Source organism: Microbacterium capsulatum (assembly GCF_030865425.1).
Taxonomy (GTDB): domain Bacteria; phylum Actinomycetota; class Actinomycetes; order Actinomycetales; family Microbacteriaceae; genus Microbacterium; species Microbacterium capsulatum.
Window position 1 is genome coordinate 532,732 of record NZ_JAVFCB010000001.1, and the last position, 21,083, is coordinate 553,814.

The 21,083-nt window shown below is 72.3% G+C and carries 21 protein-coding genes; 20 read left to right on the plus strand and 1 reads right to left on the minus strand.

Translation table 11 applies throughout. The features are described from left to right. Positions 1-3: 3 nt before the first annotated feature. From carA to RBR11_RS02580, 9 genes are all read left to right on the plus strand, one after another. Positions 4-1,170, plus strand: coding sequence for a glutamine-hydrolyzing carbamoyl-phosphate synthase small subunit (gene carA, locus RBR11_RS02540; RefSeq protein ID WP_308487714.1), 1,167 nt, complete (start codon positions 4-6; stop codon positions 1,168-1,170). Next, complete coding sequence (gene carB, locus RBR11_RS02545; RefSeq protein WP_308487715.1) at positions 1,170-4,457, plus strand: carbamoyl-phosphate synthase large subunit; 3,288 nt, start codon at positions 1,170-1,172, stop codon at positions 4,455-4,457. Before carA ends, carB begins: the two co-directional genes overlap by 1 nt. Continuing rightward, positions 4,454-5,299, plus strand: coding sequence for an orotidine-5'-phosphate decarboxylase (pyrF, locus tag RBR11_RS02550; protein ID WP_308487716.1), 846 nt, complete (start codon positions 4,454-4,456; stop codon positions 5,297-5,299). Before carB ends, pyrF begins: the two co-directional genes overlap by 4 nt. Then, positions 5,259-6,206: a guanylate kinase gene (gmk, locus tag RBR11_RS02555; RefSeq protein WP_373889756.1), complete on the plus strand. Its 948-nt coding sequence runs from the start codon at positions 5,259-5,261 to the stop codon at positions 6,204-6,206. The genes pyrF and gmk overlap by 41 nt, the downstream gene beginning before the upstream one ends. Before the next feature lie 63 nt (positions 6,207-6,269). Next, on the plus strand, positions 6,270-6,524 hold the full coding sequence (gene rpoZ, locus RBR11_RS02560) for a DNA-directed RNA polymerase subunit omega (protein ID WP_193598895.1): 255 nt from the start codon (positions 6,270-6,272) through the stop codon (positions 6,522-6,524). Between the two features lie 144 nt (positions 6,525-6,668). Then, entirely contained in the window at positions 6,669-7,865 is a 1,197-nt protein-coding gene (metK, locus tag RBR11_RS02565) for a methionine adenosyltransferase (RefSeq protein WP_308487718.1), read from the plus strand. A 22-nt stretch (positions 7,866-7,887) separates the two neighbouring features. Next, the gene (locus RBR11_RS02570; RefSeq protein WP_308487719.1) at positions 7,888-9,921 is read left to right on the plus strand and encodes a primosomal protein N' family DNA-binding protein; all 2,034 of its coding nucleotides are present in this window, start codon (positions 7,888-7,890) and stop codon (positions 9,919-9,921) included. Positions 9,922-9,962: 41 nt separating this feature from the next. Continuing rightward, positions 9,963-10,889, plus strand: coding sequence for a methionyl-tRNA formyltransferase (fmt, locus tag RBR11_RS02575; protein ID WP_308487720.1), 927 nt, complete (start codon positions 9,963-9,965; stop codon positions 10,887-10,889). Further along, positions 10,886-12,349: an RsmB/NOP family class I SAM-dependent RNA methyltransferase gene (locus RBR11_RS02580; RefSeq protein WP_308487721.1), complete on the plus strand. Its 1,464-nt coding sequence runs from the start codon at positions 10,886-10,888 to the stop codon at positions 12,347-12,349. The genes fmt and RBR11_RS02580 overlap by 4 nt, the downstream gene beginning before the upstream one ends. A gap of 94 nt (positions 12,350-12,443) precedes the next feature. Here RBR11_RS02580 and RBR11_RS02585 read toward each other — a convergent pair whose 3' ends face one another. Beyond that, positions 12,444-13,217: an MBL fold metallo-hydrolase gene (locus tag RBR11_RS02585; RefSeq protein WP_308487722.1), complete on the minus strand. Its 774-nt coding sequence runs from the start codon at positions 13,215-13,217 to the stop codon at positions 12,444-12,446. 89 nt (positions 13,218-13,306) lie between these two features. Between RBR11_RS02585 and rpe the strand changes: the two genes are divergently transcribed. From rpe to lgt, 11 genes are all read left to right on the plus strand, one after another. Continuing rightward, positions 13,307-13,990: a ribulose-phosphate 3-epimerase gene (gene rpe, locus RBR11_RS02590; protein WP_308487723.1), complete on the plus strand. Its 684-nt coding sequence runs from the start codon at positions 13,307-13,309 to the stop codon at positions 13,988-13,990. Then, positions 13,987-14,250, plus strand: a complete 264-nt coding sequence (locus RBR11_RS02595; RefSeq protein WP_308487724.1) for a phosphoribosyl-ATP diphosphatase — start codon at positions 13,987-13,989, stop codon at positions 14,248-14,250. Before rpe ends, RBR11_RS02595 begins: the two co-directional genes overlap by 4 nt. Positions 14,251-14,288: 38 nt before the next feature. Then, positions 14,289-15,131 (plus strand): ATP phosphoribosyltransferase, encoded by an 843-nt coding sequence (gene hisG / locus RBR11_RS02600; RefSeq protein WP_308487726.1) that lies wholly within the window; start codon positions 14,289-14,291, stop codon positions 15,129-15,131. Further along, on the plus strand, positions 15,131-15,892 hold the full coding sequence (gene hisF / locus RBR11_RS02605; protein ID WP_308487727.1) for an imidazole glycerol phosphate synthase subunit HisF: 762 nt from the start codon (positions 15,131-15,133) through the stop codon (positions 15,890-15,892). The genes hisG and hisF overlap by 1 nt, the downstream gene beginning before the upstream one ends. Further along, the gene (gene hisI, locus RBR11_RS02610; protein WP_308487728.1) at positions 15,889-16,287 is read left to right on the plus strand and encodes a phosphoribosyl-AMP cyclohydrolase; all 399 of its coding nucleotides are present in this window, start codon (positions 15,889-15,891) and stop codon (positions 16,285-16,287) included. The genes hisF and hisI overlap by 4 nt, the downstream gene beginning before the upstream one ends. Further along, entirely contained in the window at positions 16,287-16,871 is a 585-nt protein-coding gene (locus RBR11_RS02615; protein ID WP_308487729.1) for a Trp biosynthesis-associated membrane protein, read from the plus strand. The genes hisI and RBR11_RS02615 overlap by 1 nt, the downstream gene beginning before the upstream one ends. A gap of 114 nt (positions 16,872-16,985) precedes the next feature. Then, a complete protein-coding gene (locus RBR11_RS02620; RefSeq protein ID WP_308487730.1) occupies positions 16,986-17,216 on the plus strand; it encodes a DUF6704 family protein in 231 nt (76 codons plus the stop codon). A gap of 2 nt (positions 17,217-17,218) precedes the next feature. Further along, entirely contained in the window at positions 17,219-17,995 is a 777-nt protein-coding gene (gene trpC, locus RBR11_RS02625; protein ID WP_308487799.1) for an indole-3-glycerol phosphate synthase TrpC, read from the plus strand. Between the two features lie 2 nt (positions 17,996-17,997). After that, on the plus strand, positions 17,998-19,209 hold the full coding sequence (gene trpB, locus RBR11_RS02630; protein ID WP_308487800.1) for a tryptophan synthase subunit beta: 1,212 nt from the start codon (positions 17,998-18,000) through the stop codon (positions 19,207-19,209). After that, positions 19,206-20,021 (plus strand): tryptophan synthase subunit alpha, encoded by an 816-nt coding sequence (gene trpA, locus RBR11_RS02635; RefSeq protein ID WP_308487731.1) that lies wholly within the window; start codon positions 19,206-19,208, stop codon positions 20,019-20,021. The genes trpB and trpA overlap by 4 nt, the downstream gene beginning before the upstream one ends. A 2-nt stretch (positions 20,022-20,023) precedes the next feature. Then, a complete protein-coding gene (gene lgt, locus RBR11_RS02640; protein WP_308487732.1) occupies positions 20,024-21,025 on the plus strand; it encodes a prolipoprotein diacylglyceryl transferase in 1,002 nt (333 codons plus the stop codon). Positions 21,026-21,083 lie beyond the last annotated feature (58 nt).

The window sequence follows — 21,083 nt, forward strand, 5'->3', positions numbered from 1 at the left end:
CCCATGACCGATTCCTCACGCCCGGGGAACCACACCACCGCCCACGCGGTCCTCGTCCTCGAGGACGGCACACGCCATACCGGCCGCGCTTACGGCGCGCTCGGGACGACGCTCGGCGAGGTCGTCTTCGCCACCGGCATGTCCGGCTACCAGGAGACGCTCACCGACCCGTCCTACGCCGGCCAGATCGTGCTGCAGACCGCACCCCACATCGGCAACACCGGCATGAACGACGAGGACCCCGAGTCCCGCCGCATCTGGGTCGCCGGCTACATCGTGCGCGACCCCTCGCGCGTCGTGTCGAACTGGCGCGCCGACGGCTCGCTCGACGAGAGCCTCGTCCGCGACGGCATCGTCGGGATCAGCGGGATCGACACCCGCGCGATCACCCGGCACATCCGGTCTGCGGGATCCATGCGCGGCGGCATCTTCTCCGGCGCCGACGCGGCCCTCGACCCCGAGGAGCAGCTGCGCCGGGTGACCGAGGCGCCCGAGATGACCGGGCAGAACCTGTCCGCCGCCGTCTCGGTCGAGAGCGTGCAGGTGACGCCGGCGACGGGGGAGCGGATCGGCAACCTCGCCGTGCTCGACCTCGGCGTCAAGCAGTCCACGCTCGACAACCTCGCCGCCCGCGGCTTCGACGTGCACGTGCTGCCGCAGTCGTCGACGTTCGCGGACATCGCCGCGATCGAGCCGGTCGCGGTGTTCTATTCGAACGGCCCGGGGGATCCCTCCGCGTCCGACGCGCAGGTCGCCGTGCTCCGCGAGGTGCTCGACGCCGGGCTGCCGTACTTCGGCATCTGCTTCGGCAACCAGCTGTTCGGCCGGGCGCTGGGCCTCGGCACCTACAAGCTCACGTTCGGCCACCGCGGCATCAACCAGCCGGTGCTCGACAAGGCCACCGGTCGGGTCGAGATCACCGCGCACAACCACGGCTTCGCGGTCGAGGCGCCGATCGACGGCTCGTTCGACAGCCCGAACGGCTACGGCAAGGTCGAGGTCAGCCACGTCGGCCTGAACGACCACGTCGTCGAGGGCCTGCGGGCGCTCGACATCCCGGCGTTCTCGGTGCAGTACCACCCCGAGGCCGCGGCCGGCCCGCACGACGCCAACTACCTGTTCGACCGCTTCCGAGATCTGGTGCTCGAGACCCGGAAGGCGGTGAACTGATGCCGAAGCGCGACGACATCACCTCCGTCCTCGTCATCGGATCCGGCCCGATCGTCATCGGCCAGGCCTGCGAGTTCGACTACTCCGGCACCCAGGCGTGCCGCGTGCTCCGCGAGGAGGGCGTGCGCGTCATCCTGGTGAACTCGAACCCGGCCACGATCATGACCGACCCGGACTTCGCGGACGCGACCTACATCGAGCCGATCACCCCCGAGGTGATCGAGACGATCATCGCCAAGGAGAAGCCGGACGCGATCCTGCCGACCCTCGGCGGACAGACCGCCCTGAACGCCGCCATGGCGCTGCACGAGCGCGGGATCCTGGAGAAGTACGACGTCGAGCTGATCGGCGCGAAGGTCGACGCGATCCGGAAGGGCGAGGACCGCCAGATCTTCAAGCAGCTCGTCCTGGATGCGGGCGCCGACGTGGCCGCGTCCGTGATCTGCCACAGCATGGACGAGCTCCTGGCCGGGGCCGAGAAGCTCGGCTACCCGCTGGTCGTCCGCCCGTCCTTCACGATGGGCGGGCTCGGATCCGGCTTCGCGTTCGACGAGGCGGACCTGCGCCGCATCGGCGGGGCGGGCCTGCACGACTCGCCGACCACCGAGGTGCTCCTGGAGGAGTCCATCCTCGGCTGGAAGGAGTACGAGCTCGAGCTCATGCGCGACACGGCCGACAACACGGTCGTCGTCTGCTCGATCGAGAACGTCGACCCGGTCGGCGTGCACACCGGCGACTCGATCACGGTCGCGCCGGCGCTCACGCTCACCGACCGCGAGTACCAGAACCTGCGCGACATCGGCATCGACATCATCCGCGCGGTCGGCGTCGACACCGGCGGCTGCAACATCCAGTTCGCGGTGAACCCGGCCAACGGCCGCGTCATCGTCATCGAGATGAACCCGCGCGTGTCGCGCTCCTCGGCGCTCGCGTCGAAGGCGACGGGATTCCCGATCGCCAAGCTCGCCGCCAAGCTCGCGCTCGGCTATCGGCTCGACGAGATCCCGAACGACATCACCGGGGTGACTCCGGCGAGCTTCGAGCCGACGCTCGACTACGTGGTCGTCAAGGCGCCGCGGTTCGCGTTCGAGAAGTTCCCGGCCGCCGACGCCACCCTGACGACCACCATGAAGTCGGTCGGCGAGGCGATGGCGATCGGACGGAACTACGCCACGGCCCTGCAGAAGGCGCTCCGCTCACTCGAGAAGCGCGGATCCTCGTTCCACTGGGGCCACGAGCCCCGGTCGGTCGAGGAGCTGCTGGAGATCTCGAAGACGCCGACCGACGGCCGGATCGTGGTGCTGCAGCAGGCCCTCCGCAAGGGCGCGACGATCGAGCAGGCCTTCGACGCCACGGCGATCGACCCCTGGTTCCTCGACCAGATCGTGCTGATCAACGAGGTCGCCGAGCAGATCCGCACCGCGGGGGAGCTCGACACCGACACGATCCGCCTCGGCAAGGACCACGGCTTCTCCGACGCCCAGTTCGCCGAGCTCCGCGGTCTCAGCGAGGCCGAGGTGCGCGGCGTCCGGCACGGGCTCGGGATCCGCCCGGTCTACAAGACCGTCGACACCTGCGCGGGGGAGTTCCCTGCGCTCACCCCCTACCACTACTCGAGCTACGACAGCGAGACCGAGGTCGAGCCGTCCGAGCGCACCAAGGTGGTCATCATCGGATCCGGCCCGAACCGCATCGGGCAGGGCGTCGAGTTCGACTACTCCTGCGTGCACGCCTCGTTCGCGCTGTCGGACGCCGGCTTCGAGACGGTCATGGTGAACTGCAACCCGGAGACCGTGTCCACCGACTACGACACCTCCGACCGGCTGTACTTCGAGCCGCTCACGCTCGAGGACGTGCTCGAGGTGCTGCACGCCGAGGCGCAGAGCGGGGAGATCCTCGGCGTCGTCTGCCAGCTCGGCGGGCAGACCCCGCTGGGTCTCGCGAAGGGCATCGAGGCCGCGGGCTACCGCGTGCTCGGCACGAGCCCCGATGCGATCGACCTCGCCGAGGAGCGCGAGCTGTTCTCGCGTCTGCTCGACGACGCCGGGCTCGTCGCCCCGCGCAACGGCACGGCGATCGACGTGGACGGCGCCGTCGCGGTGGCCGAGGAGATCGGCTACCCGGTGCTCGTGCGCCCGAGCTTCGTGCTCGGCGGGCGTGGCATGGAGATCGTCTACGACACGGCGGCCCTGCGCGACTACTTCGTGCGCACCGCGGGAGAGGTGATCATCGAGGAGGGCAAGCCGCTGCTCGTGGACCGCTTCCTCGACGACGCGATCGAGATCGACGTGGACGCCCTGTACGACGGCGCGGAGCTCTACATCGGCGGCGTCATGGAGCACCTCGAGGAGGCCGGCATCCACTCCGGCGACTCCAGCTGCACCCTGCCGCCGGTGTCGCTCGGCCGGACCGACATCGACCGCGTGCGCGAGGCCACCCTCGCGATCGCCGAGGGCGTCGGCGTGCGGGGCCTGTTGAACGTGCAGTTCGCGATCAGCGCGGGCGTGCTCTACGTGATCGAGGCGAACCCGCGGGCGAGCCGCACGGTGCCGTTCGTGTCGAAGGCGCTGGGGATCCCGCTGGCGAAGGCCGCGAGCCGCATCCTGTCCGGATCGACGATCGCAGAGCTGAAGGACGAGGGGCTGCTGCCGGCGCAGGACGGATCCCGGGTGCCGCTCGGCTCGCCGGTGTCGGTCAAGGAGGCGGTTCTGCCGTTCAAACGGTTCCGCACCGCGGACGGCCGGATCGTCGACTCCCTGCTCGGCCCGGAGATGCGCTCGACCGGCGAGGTCATGGGCATCGACCGCGACTTCCCGACCGCGTTCGCGAAGAGCCAGGCCGCGGCCTACGGCGGCACGCCCACCTCGGGCACGGTGTTCATCTCCGTCGCCGACGCCGACAAGCGCGCCGTGATCCTCCCGGCGCACCGGCTGCACCAGCTCGGCTTCGGGATCGTCGCGACCGCAGGCACCGCGGAGATCCTCTCCCGCAACGGCATCCCGGTGACCGTCGTGGAGAAGTACAGCGAGACGCAGGAGTCGGGGGCGACGAACATCGTCGACCTGATCGACCAGGGGTCCATCGACATCATCGTGAACACGCCCTCGGGCGGGGCCGCGCGGGCGGACGGCTACGAGATCCGGGCCGCGGCGGTCGCCGCGGACAAGGCCCTGTTCACGACGATCGCGACGCTCGGCGCTGCGGTCAGCGGGATGGATGCCGCCCACTCGGGCTTCGCGGTGCGCAGCCTGCAGGAATATGCCGACGACAGGAGAGCACGCGCATGACGGAGACGTTCGGAGAACGGCTGAGGGGCGTCCTGGACGCCCGGGGGCCGCTGTGCGTGGGGATCGACCCGCACGCGGCGCTCCTGGACGCGTGGGGTCTGCCGCAGACGGCGGACGGCGTCCGCTCCTTCGGCCTCGCGGTCGTCGAGGCGGCCGCGGGCCGCGTCGGCATCGTGAAGCCGCAGGTGTCGTTCTTCGAGCGCTTCGGATCCCGCGGGTTCGCGGCCCTCGAGGACGTCACGGCGTCCGCGCGGGCCGCGGGCCTGCTCGTCGTCGCCGACGCCAAGCGCGGCGACATCGGCACGACCATGGCCGGCTACGCGCAGGCCTGGCTCGAGCCGGGTGCGCCGCTCGAGGCCGATGCGCTGACGATCAGCCCGTACCTGGGCGGCGGCTCGCTCAGCGAGGCCATCTCGCGCGCGCTGCCCGTCGGCAAGGGCGTGTTCGTCCTCGCCGCGACGAGCAACCCCGAGGGGGCGAGCGTCCAGCAGGCGCGGACCGCGAACGCGGGGGAGACCGTGGCCCTGCGGGTCACGCGCGACGTGACCGCCCTGGACGATGCCGCGGAGGGCGTGCTGGGCTCGGTCGGGCTCGTCGTCGGCGCGACGATCGACCGATCCGACTTCGCCCTCGACGACGAGACGCTGCGCACGGTGCCGCTGCTCGCCCCCGGATTCGGCGCCCAGGGCGCGACGCCCGAGGATCTGCGCGCCAGATTCGGTACGCTGGCAGGTAACGTCCTGGCCTCCGAGAGCCGGAGCATCCTGTCCGCCGGCCCGGACCGGATCGCAGCGACGATCGATGAGCGCGCCGCGCGATATCAGGAGGTCATGGGTGGTTGAACCGGCGAAGCGCACGGTGCCCGAGGTGGACCGTGCTGCCGCGGCACGACGCGCAGTGGAGCGCCGCCGCGCCCGTGCGTCGCTCAAGCGCGATCTGAGCATGCGCGTCGTCGCCCCGCAGGACGTCCTGACGTCCGCCGCGGCGGATCCCGAGTCCACCGCGGGCTCGCTCCGGGTGCCGGACTTCCTCACCGCCCTGCCCGCGATCGGCGCCGGCAAGCGCGACCGGATCCTCGCCGAGCTGCAGATCTCGCCCGTCAAGCGCCTGGGCGGCCTCGGCCGGCGCCAGCACGACGCCCTGCGCACGTGGCTGGACACGCGGTTCCCGCTGCCCCTGCCGCGCGCGGACCGCAGCCGCCTGCTCGTCCTGGCCGGCCCCACCGCGGTCGGCAAGGGCACCGTCGCCGCGCACATCCGGGAGAACCACCCCGAGATCCACCTCTCCGTGTCCGCCACCACGCGCGCCCCGCGCCCGGGCGAGCAGAACGGCGTGCACTACTACTTCGTCGACGACGCCGAGTTCGACCGGATGATCGCCGAGGGCGAGCTGCTCGAGCACGCCACGGTGCACAACAAGTTCCGCTACGGCACCCCGCGCGGCCCGATCGAGGAGGCGCTCGCGGACGGCAGGACCGTTCTGCTCGAGATCGACCTGCAGGGCGCGCGTCAGGTGCGCGCCGCGGATCCCTCCGCCAATCTGGTGTTCCTGCTGCCACCGTCGTGGGACGAACTGGTCAACCGACTGGTCGGCCGCGGCACCGAGGACGCCGAGGAGCGGGCCCGTCGACTGCGCACCGCGAAGGTCGAACTGGCCTCCCAGAGCGAGTTCGACCACCGCGTCGTGAACGAGGACGTCGCGACCGCCGCCCGCGAGGTCGTAGAATTGACCTCAGACTCTGCGCGCTGACGTCATTCGGCGCGCCCGAACCCTTCTCGCGACCATGCGTCGCCCGAATCAGGAGGTCCACCCATGGCCGGAACCAACCAGGGCATCATCGACCCGCCGATCGACAATCTGCTCGAGCGTGTCGAGTCCAAGTACGAGCTCGTGATCTACGCGGCCAAGCGCGCGCGTCAGATCAACGACTACTACTCCGACCTGCACGAGGGCAACCTCTTCGACAACGTGGGCCCGCTGGTCGACTCCTCGGTCGAGGACAAGCCGCTCACCATCGCGCTGCACGAGATCAACGAGGACAAGCTCCGCATCCGCCACGCGGAGTGAGCTGAACCTCTCTGCATCACTCTGGGGAGCCGTCGTCATCCCGTCCGGATGTCGGCGGCTCCGTCCATACTGGGGACCGGCGCACCGCCCGGTCCGTCATCCGCGGAGCACCTGCCCGCGACCCGGCACATCTAGGGAGCACCGATGAGCGCGCTGCGTCTGTTCACCTCCGAGTCCGTTACCGAGGGCCACCCGGACAAGATCTGCGACCAGATCTCGGACTCGATCCTGGACGGGCTGCTCGCGGTGGACACCGGCGCACGCGTCGCGGTGGAGACGCTCGTCACCACCGGTCTCGTGCACGTGGCGGGAGAGATCCGCACCGAGGGGTACGTCGACATCCCCACGATCGTCCGCGACGTGGTGAACGGCATCGGCTACACCTCCAGCGACCTCGGGTTCGACGGCTCGTCCTGCGGCGTGAGCGTGTCCGTGGGCGAGCAGTCCTCCGACATCGCGAGCGGCGTCGACCATGCGCTGGAGAACCGCGAGGGCGGATCCGAGGATCCGCGTGACCTCCTCGGCGCGGGCGACCAGGGCATCATGTTCGGCTTCGCCACCACCGAGACCCCGCAGCTCATGCCGATGGCGGCATGGACCGCGCACCGGCTGTCGGAGCGGCTCACCGAGGTGCGCCGCGACGGCACGCTGCCGTTCCTGCGCCCCGACGGCAAGACCCAAGTCACGCTCGGCTACGACGGGTTCACCCCGAAGACGGTGGACGCAGTCGTCCTCTCGACGCAGCATCACCCCGACGTCTCGCAGGACGAGCTGAAGGCCCTCGTGCGCGCGCACGTGATCGACCCGGTCCTCGCCACGACCGGGCTCGACCTCGACGGTCTGAAGGACCCCTACATCAACCCGGCCGGCCCGTTCGTGATCGGCGGTCCCAAGGGCGACGCGGGCCTCACCGGCCGCAAGATCATCATCGACACCTACGGCGGTGCGGCACGCCACGGCGGCGGCGCGTTCAGCGGCAAGGATCCGTCCAAGGTCGACCGGTCCGGCGCCTATGCGATGCGCTGGGTCGCGAAGAACGCCGTGGCCGCCGGGCTCGCGGAGCGCCTCGAGGTGCAGGTCGCGTACGCGATCGGCGTCGCGCACCCCGTGGGCCTCTACGTGGAGACCTTCGGCACCGGCAAGGTCGACGACGACGTGATCACCCGCGCGATCCGCGAGGTCTTCGACCTGCGCCCGCAGGCGATCATCGAGGAGCTGGACCTGCTCCGCCCGATCTACCGGCAGACCGCCGCGTACGGACACTTCGGCCGCGAACTGCCCGAATTCACCTGGGAGCAGACCACCCGCGCCGAGGACCTGCGCCGCGCCGCGGGCCTCTGACGCCCCCTCCCCGGATCCGTCGATGAGCCGGCCGATCGCGCGCGTCCTGCTGGACTCGCCGGTGCCGCAGCTGGACCGGCTGTTCGACTACGAGATCCCGGCCGAGCTGATCGCCGACGCGGTCCCGGGCGTGCGCGTACGCGTGCCGCTGCGCTCCGCGGGTCGGATGATCGACGCCTACATCGTCGAGCTCGGCACGGAGCAGGATCCGGCGCGCACCCTCGCCGAGATCGACACGGTCGTGTCCGCGGCGCGCGTGCTGCCGGAGCGCCTGCACTCCCTCGCACGGCGCGTCGCCGACCGTGCGGCGGGAAGCGCGTCGGACGTGCTGCGGCTCATCGTGCCGAAGCGGCAGGTCCGCGTGGAGAAGGCCTGGCTCGCGGCCGGAGCGGAGCAGCCCGGCGAGCCGTCGACGGATGACGCGGACACGACCGGCGAGCCGTCGACGGATGACGCGGACACGACCGGCGACACTGAAGAGGCCCGTGCCCGGTTCGAGCCGGCAGCGGCCGTCGCGGCGACGATCGCCGCCTACGCCGGTCTCGCCGAGGTGCTCGCCGAGAACGAGCGGGCCGCCGTCGAGGCGATCCCGCAGCCCGGCGCCGATGGGCATCCGGAGTGGTCGCGGCTGCTGGCCGCGGTCGGCGCCCGGACGCTCGCTGACGGCTCCTCGGCGATCCTCGTCGTGCCCGACTACCGCGATCTGGACGTGCTCCTCGCGGCGCTCGAGGCACTCGCGCCGGGGGCGCCGGTCGCGCGCCTGGACTCCCGGCAGAGCAACCCGGACCGGTACCGCGCCTACCTGCGCACGCTGGAGGACGCACCCTGCATCGTCGTCGGGAACCGCTCCGCCGTGTATGCGCCCGTCGCGGCGGGCCTCGTCGCGATCTGGGACGACGGCGACAGTCTGCTCGCCGAACCCCTCGCGCCCGGCGTGCACGCGCGCGATGCCGCCCTGCTGCGGCAGGAGCGGGAGGGATCCGTGCTGCTCTTCGCCGGGCACACGCGGACCACCGACGTGGAGCGTCTCGTCGAGGGGGGCTGGATCCGATCCGTCACGGCGGAGCGGAGGGTGCTGCCGCGCGTCGTGCTGGATTCGCCCGAGGACCTCGATCGCCGCGGTCAGCGTCTGCCGTCCCGCGCGTTCCTGACCGCGCGCGAGGCCGCGAGGACCGGTCCGGTGCTGCTGCAGGTGGCCCGCCCCGGCTTCTCGCCGACCCTCGTCTGCGCGTCCTGCCGGGCCCCCGCCCGCTGCCGCGCCTGCGGCGGCCCCCTCGGGGCGGCGCATCGCGGGGCGACCCCGGTGTGCGCCTGGTGCGGCCGCGCCGCACGCTCCTGGGCCTGCGGATCGTGTGGCGGCGAGACCGTGCGCCTGGCCGCCTCGGGCAGCGAACGCACCGCCGAGGAGCTCGGTCGCGCGTTTCCGGGCATCCGGGTGATCGTCGCCGACGGCGCGCACCCGGTCGAGCGTGTGGACGCGAGACCGGCCCTCGTCGTGGCGACCCGAGGCGCCGAACCTCAGGCGGAGGGCGGCTACCGCGCGGTGGTGCTGCTGGACGGATCCCGGATGCTGCAGGCGCCGGAGCTGCGGATCGGCGAGTCCTGCCTGCGGTGGTGGTCGAACGCCGCCGCCCTCGCCGCGCCCGGCGCGCCGATCCACCTCGTCGGCGTGGACGGCGGCGTGGCCCGGGCCCTGGCGACCTGGTCCCAGCCGGCGTACGCGCGCAGCGAGCTCGCCGAGCGCGCGCCGCTGCGGATGCCGCCGGCCGTGCGCGTGGCGCAGCTGGAGGGGACGGGCCCCGGGGTGCGCCGTGCCCTCGAGGACATCGCCGCGCTGAAGCTGCCCTCGGACGCCGTGCTGGGCCCCATCCCGATCGAGGGCGAGGACGAACGGGAGCGCGCGCTCGTGCGGTTCCCGTACGCCGACGGCACCCGGGTCGCGGAGACGCTCCGGGCGGCCGTCGTGGCCGAGGCGACGGGGCGCCGCCGGGGTCGCGGACGCACGGCACGGACTACGCTCTCGGTGAGGCTCGACGTCATCGAACCCGACCTCTGATCCGCCAGGACCACCCGCTCCACCCCTTCCGAAGGACCTTCATGCGCCTCGTCTTCGCCGGCACCCCGGCGGCCGCCGTCCCCACACTCCGCCGGCTCGCGGCCGAGCACGAGATCGTCGCGGTCGTCACCCGACCGGACGCCCCGCTGGGGCGCAAGCGGATCCTCACCCCGTCGCCGGTCGCGCAGGAGGCGGAGGCTCTCGGGATCCACGTCATCAAGGCCGCCCGGCTCGACGAGGACGCCACCGGCCGCATCGCGGCGCTGCGCCCGGAGCTCGGCGTCATCGTCGCCTACGGGGGGCTCGTGCGCGAACCGCTCCTGAGCACCCCGGCGCACGGCTGGATCAACCTGCACTTCTCGCTGCTGCCGGCCTGGCGCGGCGCCGCGCCCGTGCAGCGCGCCCTCATCGCCGGCGACGCCGAACTGGGGGCGACCGTGTTCCAGCTGGTCCCGGCGCTCGACGCCGGCGCCGTGCACGCCGTACAGGTCTTCCCGGTCGCCGACGACGCCACCGCCGACGACGCGCTCGCCTCCCTCGCCGAGGACGGCGCGGGGCTCACCGCCGCGGCGGTCGCGGCGATCGCCGCCGGCACCGCCCGCCCCGTCCCGCAGGAGGGCGAGCCGACGCACGCCGCAAAGCTCGATCTGTCCGACGGGCTGCTGGACTGGACCGAGCCCGCTGCGGCCGTGTTCGCCCGCTACCGGGGCGTGACGAGCGAGCCGGGCGCGCACACCACGATCGACGGCGCCCCGCTCAAGGTGCGCGAACTGGCCCGGGCCGCCGACGCGGATCCGCTCGCGCCGGGGGAGCTCCGCGGCGTCAAGCGCGGTGTGCTCGTGGGCACCGCGACCGACCCGCTGCTGCTCGTGCGCGTCCAGCCCGCGGGCAGACCGGTGATGGCCGCGGCGGACTGGTTCCGCGGTCTGCGCGCCGGCGCCGGCTCGACCGTGCGGCTCGGCGCATGACCGGCCCGCAGCGGCACGGCCGCGACCAGGGCAAGGCTGCAGGACGAAGCGGCCGGGGGTCCGGCTCGCACGCCCCGAAGCCGCGCCGCGAGGCCTCGCGCGAGGTGCAGCCGGCCCGCCGGGTCGCCTTCGACGTGATCCGTGCGGTGAGCGCCTCGGACGCCTACGCGAACCTGCTCCTGCCCGGCGCCATCCGCGAGGCCGGGCTGTCCGCCGCGGACGCCGCCCTCGCCACCGAGCTCACCTACGGCACCCTCCGGCAGCGGGGCACCTACGATGCGGTGATCGCCCACGCCGCAGGCCGCGACATCGTCACGATCGACGCACCCGTGCTCGACGCGCTGCGCCTCGGCGTGCACCAGCTGCTCGGCACCCGCGTCGCCACGCACGCGGCCGTGAACGAGTCCGTGAACCTCGTCGCGCTCATCGCCGGCCGCGGGGCCTCCGGCTTCGCGAACGCGGTGCTCCGCAAGGTCGCGGCGCGCTCCGCCGAGGAATGGATGGACGTGATCGCCGCGGCCGCCCGCTCCGACGACGAGCGGCTCGGCCTGCGCTACGCGCATCCGGTCTGGATCATCCGCGCGTTCCGCCGCGCCCTCGCCGCCGAGGGCCGGGAGGACGAGCTGGAGGCGCTGCTCGCCGCCGACAACGCCGCCCCCGAGGTCACCCTGGTCGCGCTGCCCGGGCTCGCCGAGCCGGAGGATCCGCACCGTCCGTACGCGGCGACGGCTTTCGGATCCGCCGGCGGCGACCCCGGCGCGGTCGTGGCCGCGAACAAGGGCCGGGTGCGCGTGCAGGACGAGGGTTCGCAGCTCGTCGCGCTCGCCCTCGCCGGCGCTCGGCCGATCCGCGCCGGGGAGCGCTGGCTCGATCTCTGCGCCGGCCCGGGCGGCAAGACGGCGCTGCTCGCGGCCGAGGCTCTGCGCGGCGGCGCCACGCTCGACGCGAACGAGGTGGTCCCGGCCCGCGCAGGGCTGGTCCGCAGGGCCGTCGCCCCGGTGCCGCTGCACGTCGAGGTCGCCGAGGAGGACGGCCGGGCCCTCGCCGCCGCACGCGCCGGCGTCTACGACCGGATCCTCGTCGACGCCCCGTGCACCGGGCTCGGCGCGCTGCGCCGCCGCCCTGAGGCGCGCTGGCGCAAGACCGCCGCGGACGTGCCGGAGCTCGCCGGGCTGCAGGAGGAGCTGCTCACCGCGGCGCTCGACGCGCTCGCCCCGGACGGGATCCTCGCCTACGTCACCTGCTCGCCGCACCTCGCCGAGACCGCGGCGGTCGTGCAGACCGTGCTCCGCGACCGCGCCGACGTCGAGGAGCTCGACGCCCGCGCGGCCATCCGTGCCGTGTCGCGGAGCCCGATCGATCTGCCGGCCCCGGCCGCCGGATCCGGCCACGCCCAGCTCTGGCCGCACCGCCACGGCACCGACGCGATGTTCCTGTCCTTGATCCGCAAGCGCGCCTGAAACGCTTCGCTCCTGGGGAGCCCGAAGAATCCTGAGACCTGTCGTCAGGCGGATGAGAGACAGCCGCCTGCCTGGGGAATCGGGTCGTTCCGACTCAGTCGTGCCCGACGAGTCGCTGCATGTGCTCGTACTCGTCGGCCATGTCGGGACTCGCGACCCGTGGGTCGTCCGAAGCGCCGGTGCGGAGCATGTCATCGATGTAGCGGCGGTCGGCGTCGAGGCGCGCACGCGCGTCCCGGCCGACGTGGCCGTGCCCGGGAACCACGACCTCGGCGATGTCCGCGTACGGGGCCAGTCGGTCGAGCGCCTGGACATACGAATCGAGATCGTCCGGGGAGAACGGGAGAGGCAACTCCGTATCGCTGAGCATGTCGCCGGCGATGAGTAGGCGCTGACGGGGCAGCCACAGGGCGGTGTGCCCCGGCGCGTGCCCGTCGTGGACGATCGGCTCGATCTCGAACCCTTCGGGCACCGACGATTCCGGGATCTCGTCGGCACCGGTCACGCGCCCCATCAGCTCGACCAGATCCGCAGGGAAGTCGGCGTCGAGGCACTTCACGAGGGTGCTCCTCTCGCTGACGGCGAGTTCCGCAGTGCGAGGTGACGCGTACCGCGGTACCGCGCCCAGGCCGGGGTGCCAGAGCAGGTGGTCGTGATGCGCGTGCGTGGCGAATCCGCCGATCACCGAGAGCCCCTCGGCGGCGAGGGCCGACGCGAGTGCGTCGAGTTCGTCGGGCAGCCACCCCGGATCGACCAGCAGCGCCTCGCCGTCGCCGACCAGCACCGTGGTGTTCATGAGCATTCGCCGACTCGTCGCGACGAGTGCGCGCGGTGCGACGTCGTGGAGCACTTCGCCGAAGCTCTGCATGGGTCGAGCCTATTGATCGGCGCCCCACACGAGATCGCCCGCCGGCGTCGTGCAAGCCTCCGCTGATACGCGCCCGCGATAATGGGCGCATGCCCGCACTCCCTCCCGCGCCCCGCATCAACCCGTCGATCCTCGCCGCCGACTTCGTGAACATGCAGGCCGACCTGGCCCGCATCGCGACCGCCGACTTCGCGCACGTCGACGTGATGGACAACCACTTCGTGCCGAACCTCACGTTCGGCCCGCAGATGGTGGAGCGGATCCAGGCGACGAGCCCGATCCCGCTCGACGTGCACCTGATGATCACCGACCCCGACCGCTGGGCGCCCGGGTATGCCGAGCTGGGCGCCGCGAGCGTGACGTTCCACCTCGAGGCGGCGGCGGATCCGGTCGCGCTGGCCCGGCGGCTGCGCAGCATCGGCGCGCGTGCCGGCGTCGCGATCAAGCCCGGAACCGCGGGGGAGGGCCTGTACGACATCCTCGACGAGTTCGACCAGATCCTGGTGATGACCGTCGAGCCCGGCTTCGGCGGTCAGGGCTTCATGCCCGAGACCATGCCGAAGCTGCGCGCGCTGGCCGACGAGGCGAAGCGCCGCGGATCGGACGTCTGGCTGCAGGTCGACGGCGGGATCTCCGACAGCACGATCGAGCAGGCGGCACGCGCCGGGGCCGACACCTTCGTCGCCGGATCCGCCGTGTACGGCGCCGACGACGTCGAAGCCGCGGTCACGCGGCTCCGGGGCCTCGCCCGAGCCGGTAGCCTGGTCGAGTGAAGACCTTCGACGAACTGTTCGCCGAGCTCGGCCGCAAGGCGGCCGAGCGCCCGGAGGGATCCGGGACCGTGCGCGAACTCGACGCGGGCGTGCACACGATCGGCAAGAAGATCGTGGAGGAGGCGGCCGAGGTGTGGATGGCCGCCGAGTACGAGAGCGACGAGGCCGCGGCCGAGGAGATCTCCCAGCTGCTGTACCACCTGCAGGTGCTCATGCTGGCCAAGGGGCTGACGCTGGAGAACGTCTACCGACATCTGTGAGGCGTTCCGACCTCCCGCTTCCGACGAAAGACCCATTCATGCTGCGCATTGCCGTCCCGAACAAGGGATCGCTGTCCGAGACCGCCGCCGAGATGCTCGCCGAAGCCGGATACGCCGGCCGCCGCGACGCCAAGACCCTGCACGTCGTCGACGCCGAGAACGACGTCGAGTTCTTCTTCCTGCGCCCGCGGGACATCGCCACCTACGTCGCCTCCGGCGCGCTGGATGTCGGGATCACCGGGCGCGACCTGCTCCGCGACGTGCGCCGTCCCGACGCGCGCGAGATCGAGCAGCTCGGCTTCGCCCGTTCCACCTTCCGCTTCGCCGCCCCGCCCGGACGCTTCCGCACCGTGCAGGACCTCGCCGGCGTGCGCGTCGCCTCGGCCTACCCGGGCCTCGTGGACGACTTCCTCCGCGAGCACGGCGTCGAGGCCGAACTGGTGCCGCTGGACGGCGCCGTCGAGTCCGCCGTGCGCCTGGGCGTCGCCGACGTGATCGCCGACGTCGTCGAGACGGGGACCACCCTGCGCCAGGCCGGCCTGGAGATCTTCGGCCCGGTGATCATCGAGTCCGAGGCCGTGCTGATCAGCCGGCCCGGCGACGTCGAGGGCACCGACACGCTGCTGCGGCGCCTGCGCGGCGTGATGGTCGCGCACCGGTTCGTGCTCCTGGACTTCGACCTGCCCGCCGACCTCGTCGAGCAGGCCGCCGAGATCGCGCCGGGACGCGAGTCCCCGACCGTCTCGCCGCTGCGCGACCCGGCCTGGGTCGCCGTGCGGGTGATGATCCCGCGCCGCGGCATGAACCAGGTGATGGATCAGCTCTACGCGCTGGGCGCGCGGGCGATCCTCGTCACCGCGATCCACGCCGCGAGGCTCTGATGGCCCTCACCGCGCGGGTCATCCCGTGCCTGGACGTGGCCGGCGGCCGCGTCGTGAAGGGCGTGAACTTCGAGAACCTCCGCGACATGGGGGATCCGGTCGAACTCGCCCGGTTCTACGCCGACCAGGGCGCGGACGAGATCACCTTCCTCGACGTGACGGCGACCGTCGACGCCCGCGCGACGACCTACGACGTCGTGCAGCGCACCGCGGAGGAGGTCTTCGTGCCGCTCACCGTCGGCGGCGGCGTCCGCTCCGTGGAGGACGTCGCCCGGCTGCAGGGCGTCGGCGCGGACAAGGTCGGTGTGAACTCCGCCGCGATCGCCCGCCCCGAGCTGGTCGGCGAGATCGCGGACAGGTTCGGCGCGCAGGTGCTCGTGCTCTCCCTCGACGTCAAGCGCAGCCCGCGCACCCACTCCGGCTTCGTGGTGACCACCCACGGCGGCCGCACCGAGACGGATCTGGACGCGGTGGACTGGGCGCGCGAGGCGATCGAGCGCGGCGCCGGGGAGCTGCTGGTCAACTCGATCGATGCGGACGGCACCAAGGACGGCTTCGACCTGGAGCTCGTCTCGCTCATGCGGGAGATCTCCAGCGTTCCGGTGATCGCCTCGGGCGGAGCCGGATCCGCGGCGGACTTCGCCCCGGCGATCGCCGCCGGCGCCGACGCCGTGCTCGCCGCGAGCGTCTTCCACTCCGGCCTTCTGACGGTCGGCGACGTCAAGGCGTCGCTGCGCGAGGCAGGGGTGCTGGTGCGATGAGCGAGAACCGGATCGACGCCGACCTCGCCCGCGTCGCCTGGAACGACCAGGGCCTCGTGCCCGTGATCGTGCAGCAGTGGGACACGCTCGAGGTGCTCATGCTGGCCTGGGCCGACGAGGAGGCGCTGCGGCGCACGCTGACCACCGGCCGCGCCACGTACTGGTCGCGCTCGCGCCAGGAGTACTGGCGCAAGGGCGACACGTCCGGTCACGTGCAGCACGTGCGCGGCGCGAAGGTGGACTGCGACGGCGACACCGTGCTGCTGTTCGTCGACCAGATCGGCGTGGCCTGCCACACCGGCACCCGCACCTGCTTCGACGGCCGCGACCTGGACGCGGTCGTCGCGCTCGAACCGTACGGCGAGGGCGCGGCGGAGTCGCAGGCGGGGGAGTGATGGCCCCGCGCGCACGCCGTGCCAAGTCGACGAGCCTGCTGCTGATCCTCGTCGCCGGCGGCGTCGGGATCCTGTCCTCGACGCAGACCTGGCTCGACGTCGCCCGCACCGACGGCGGCGAGCCGCTCGAGGTCGCCGGCAACGCCGCGCTGCCCGTGCTCGCCCCGCTCAGCCTCACCGCGCTCGCGCTCTGCGCCGCACTGGCACTCGTCGGTCCGGTGATGCGCCGGGTGTTCGCCGCCCTCGCCCTCGCGGTCGGCGCACTCATGCTCGTCCTGACCGGCCGGATCCTGCTCCAGCACCCGCTGGATGCGGTGGCGCCCGCGCTGACCAAGGCGACCGGCCTGGCCGGCGACACGGCGCTCACCGCGGTGATCCGCGCGATCGGGGTCACCGCGTGGCCGTGGCTCGCACTCGTCGGCTGGGTCGTGCTCGTGCTCGGCGGCGTCCTCGCCGTCGTGACGGCGGGCGGCTGGCGCTCGGGCGGACGCCGCTACCGAACCGCACCGACCCCGAAGGACGGCCCCGTCGACGCCGTGGAGAGCTGGGACGAGCTCAGCCGCGGCAGCGACCCCACGCGCTGACCCAGCCCAGGCTGCACGCAGCCCGACCCATGACGACCACGCCCGCCCGGCGACCGTGGCGGGTGCCGCGATCCCGATAGACTGACCACGACCCACTGCACGCTGGAGGAGAACATGACCAACCCCATCGCCGACCCCGGCCACGGACACTCGCCGGCCGCCTGGACCGCCGTGGTGATCATGCTGCTCGGCTTCGCCGTCGGCACGACCGCGTTCTTCCTCGAGGTCCCCGTCGTGGTGTGGGTGGGCGTCGTGCTCATCGTCGTCGGCGCGATCGTGGGCTGGGTGCTCGCGAAGGCCGGCTACGGCGTGAAGGGCCCGAAGTACCAGCCGAAGGGGCACTAATGGTGCTCGCCGACCTCACGGCCGGCGCAGTCGAGGACGCCGCCCGTCGCGAGCAGGAGCGTCCCCTCGCGATCGTGGAGCGCGCCGCACTCGATCGCGCCCCCGCCCTCGATGCGCGTGCCGCTCTGGCTCCCGCCGAGCGGGTGAAGATCATCGCCGAGGTGAAGCGCGCGAGCCCGTCCCGCGGCGCCCTCGCGGAGATCCCGGATCCCGCTCTGCAGGCGTCGCTGTACGAGCAGGGAGGCGCGTCCGCGATCAGCGTGCTCACCGAGGGGCGCCGCTTCCGCGGCAGCCTCGCCGACCTCGAGGCGGTCACCGCCGCGGTCTCCGTGCCCGTGCTGCGCAAGGACTTCATCGCGACGCCGTACCAGGTGTTCGAGGCGAGGGCCGCGGGCGCATCGCTCGCGCTGCTCATCGTCGCGGGGATCGACCGGGCGACCCTGGAGCGCCTGCACGCGCTCATCCTCGAGCTGGGCATGACCCCGCTCGTGGAGACGCACTCCGCGGAGGAGCTCGAGGTCGCGATCGACCTCGGCGCCTCCCTCATCGGCGTGAACGCCCGCGATCTGAAGACCATGGAGCTGGACCGCGACCTGTTCGGCCGTCTCGTCGACCGGATCCCGTCCTCCGCGGTGAAGATCGCCGAGTCCGCCGTCCTCACGCCCGCCGACGTCGCGCACTACCGCGCGGCCGGCGCCGACGCCGTGCTCATCGGCGAGGCGCTCGTGACGGGCGACCCGATCACCACTCTTCGTTCCTTCCTGGAGGCCGGATCATGAGCATGAGCCTGCGCGACCAGCCAGGGCCGTTCTTCGGAGACTTCGGCGGCCGGTACATGCCCGAGTCGCTCATCGCCGCGATCGACGAACTCACCGACGCCTACCACGCGGCGATCGCCGACCCGGAGTTCCAGGCGGAGCTCGCCCGGCTGCTGCACTCGTACGCGGGGCGCCCGTCGCCGATCACCGAGGTGCCGCGGTTCGCCGAGCACGCCGGCGGCGCGCGGGTCTTCCTCAAGCGCGAGGATCTGAACCACACCGGCTCGCACAAGATCAACAACGTGCTGGGCCAGGCGCTGCTCACGAAGCGCCTCGGCAAGACGCGCGTGATCGCGGAGACCGGCGCCGGCCAGCACGGCGTCGCCACGGCCACCGCGGCCGCCCTGTTCGGCCTGGACTGCACGATCTACATGGGCGAGGTCGACACCGAGCGGCAGGCCCTGAACGTGGCCCGCATGCGCCTCCTCGGCGCCGAGGTCGTCCCGGTCACCACCGGGTCGCGCACCCTGAAGGACGCGATCAACGACGCGTACCGCGACTGGGTCGCCACGGTGGAGACCACGAACTACATCTTCGGCACGGCGGCGGGCCCGCACCCGTTCCCGGCGATGGTGCGCGACTTCCAGAAGATCATCAGCGAGGAGGCCCGGCAGCAGCTGCTCGACGAGGCGGGGCGCCTGCCGGACGCGGTCCTCGCATGCGTCGGCGGCGGATCCAACGCGATCGGCATGTTCGACGCGTTCCTCGACGACGCAGGCGTCCGCCTGTACGGCGTGGAGGCGGCCGGCGACGGCGTCGACACGCCCAAGCACGCGGCCTCGATCGAACGCGGCCGCCCCGGCGTGCTGCACGGTGCGCGGACGTACGTGCTGCAGGACGAGGACGGGCAGACCATCGAGTCGCACTCGATCTCGGCCGGCCTCGACTATCCGGGCGTCGGTCCGGAGCACTCCTGGCTGAACGACATCGGCCGCGCCCAGTACATCCCGGCGACCGACGACGAGGCCATGCAGGCGCTGCGTCTGCTCAGCCGCACCGAGGGCATCATCCCCGCGATCGAGTCGGCGCACGCCCTCGCCGGGGCGATCCGGATCGGCAAGGAGCTCGGTCCCGACGCGATCCTGGCCGTCTGCCTCTCCGGGCGCGGCGACAAGGACATGGACACCGCGGCCCGCTACTTCGGGCTATACGACGAAGGAGCCGCACAAGCATGAGCCGTGTCGAAGAGGCGATCCAGCGCGCGCACGACGCGGGTCGCGGCGCCTTCATCGGCTACCTGCCCGTCGGCTACCCGGATCTGGACACGAGCATCGAGGCGGCCATCGCGCTCGCCCGCAACGGGGTCGACATCATCGAACTCGGTCCGCCCTACAGCGACCCGGTGATGGACGGCGCGATCATCCAGGAGGCCACGCAGGCCGCGCTGGCCAGCGGGTTCCGGATGCGCGATCTGTTCACCGCGGTCAAGGCGATCACGGACGCCGTCGACGCCCCGGTCGTGGTGATGACCTACTGGAACCCCGTGCTGCAGTACGGCGTCGACCGCTACGCCGACGACCTGCTCGCCGCCGGGGGAGCGGGCCTGATCACGCCCGACATCACGCCCGAGGCCGCCCCGGAGTGGATCGCGGCCAGCAAGAGGACCGGCCTCGACCGGGTGTTCCTGGCCGCGCCGACCTCGACCGACGAGCGCCTCGACCTCGTGACGTCGTCGTCGACCGGGTTCGTGTACACCGTCTCGACCATGGGCATCACGGGCGAGCGCGCCGAGCTGGACAAGGCCGCGCGCACCCTCGTCGGGCGCCTCCGCGAGCACGGCGCCGGGCGCGCCTGCGTCGGGATCGGGATCTCCACGGCCGAGCAGATCGCCGGCGTCCTCGAGTACGCGGACGGCGCGATCGTCGGCACCGCGCTCGTGCGCGCCCTGCGCGACGGCGGGGTCGACCGGCTCGCCGAGGTCACGCAGGAGCTCGCGTCGGGCACAGCGCTCGCACGGGGAGCATCGACTCAGCACGTAGACTCGTGAGCATGCCCCTCGCGCTCCACGACGCCCTCATCGGCGTGCACGCCAGCATCCCGAGCCCGCCGAGCAGCTCCTTCCCGCTCGGGCCGTTCACGATCCACTACTACGCGCTGTGCATCATCGCGGGGATCATCGCCGCGACGTTCCTGACCAACAGCCGACTGACCAAGCGCGGGGCGGAGCGCTGGATCGTCGTGGACATCTGCATCATCGCCGTGCCGCTCGCGATCATCGCCGCGCGCATCTTCCACGTGCTCACCCACCCCGGGTTCTACTTCGGCCCGGGCAAGAACACCTGGAACCCGTTCGAGCCCGGTTCGGTCTGGGCGATCTGGGAGGGTGGCATCGCCATCTTCGGCGCCCTCATCGGCGGCGGCATCGGCGCCTGGCTCGGCTGCCGCTGGACCGGCCTGCGCTTCTCCGTGTTCGCGGACGCGCTCGCCCCCGGCCTCATCCTCGCGCAGGCCTTCGGCCGCTTCGGCAACTGGTTCAACCACGAGCTGTTCGGCCTGCCCACCGACTGGCCCTGGGGTCTGCAGATCGAGTCGTCGAACGCGGCCTTCCCGGCCGGCCTCGCCCCGGGGACGCTGTTCCAGCCGACGTTCCTCTACGAGGTGATCTGGAACTCCCTCGGCTGCCTGTTCCTGCTCTGGCTGGGCCGGAAGCTGCGCCTGCAATGGGGCAAGCTGTTCGCCGTCTACCTGATCTGGTACGGCTCCGGACGCGCCGTGTGGGAGTCGATCCGGATCGACCCGAGCGAGATCTACTTCGGCCTGCGCACGAACGTCTGGGCGGCCCTCGCGGGCGTCGTGCTCGGCATCGTGATCCTCATCGTGCAGACCCGCCGGCACCCCGGTATCGAGCCGTCGCCGTACCAGCCGGGACGACAGCCGAAGAAGGCTGTTGTAGAATCGCACAACCCCGACGATTACGTCGATCTGAGCGAGCCTCAGGTCGAAGAGATCTCCTCAGGAGCGACCGCCACGAGCGCCGCCGACCGCGACTGAGGAGGAGCACCGACAGGTGCCCCCCACCCTGGCGAACCATCGCACCCGGGTACCCAAC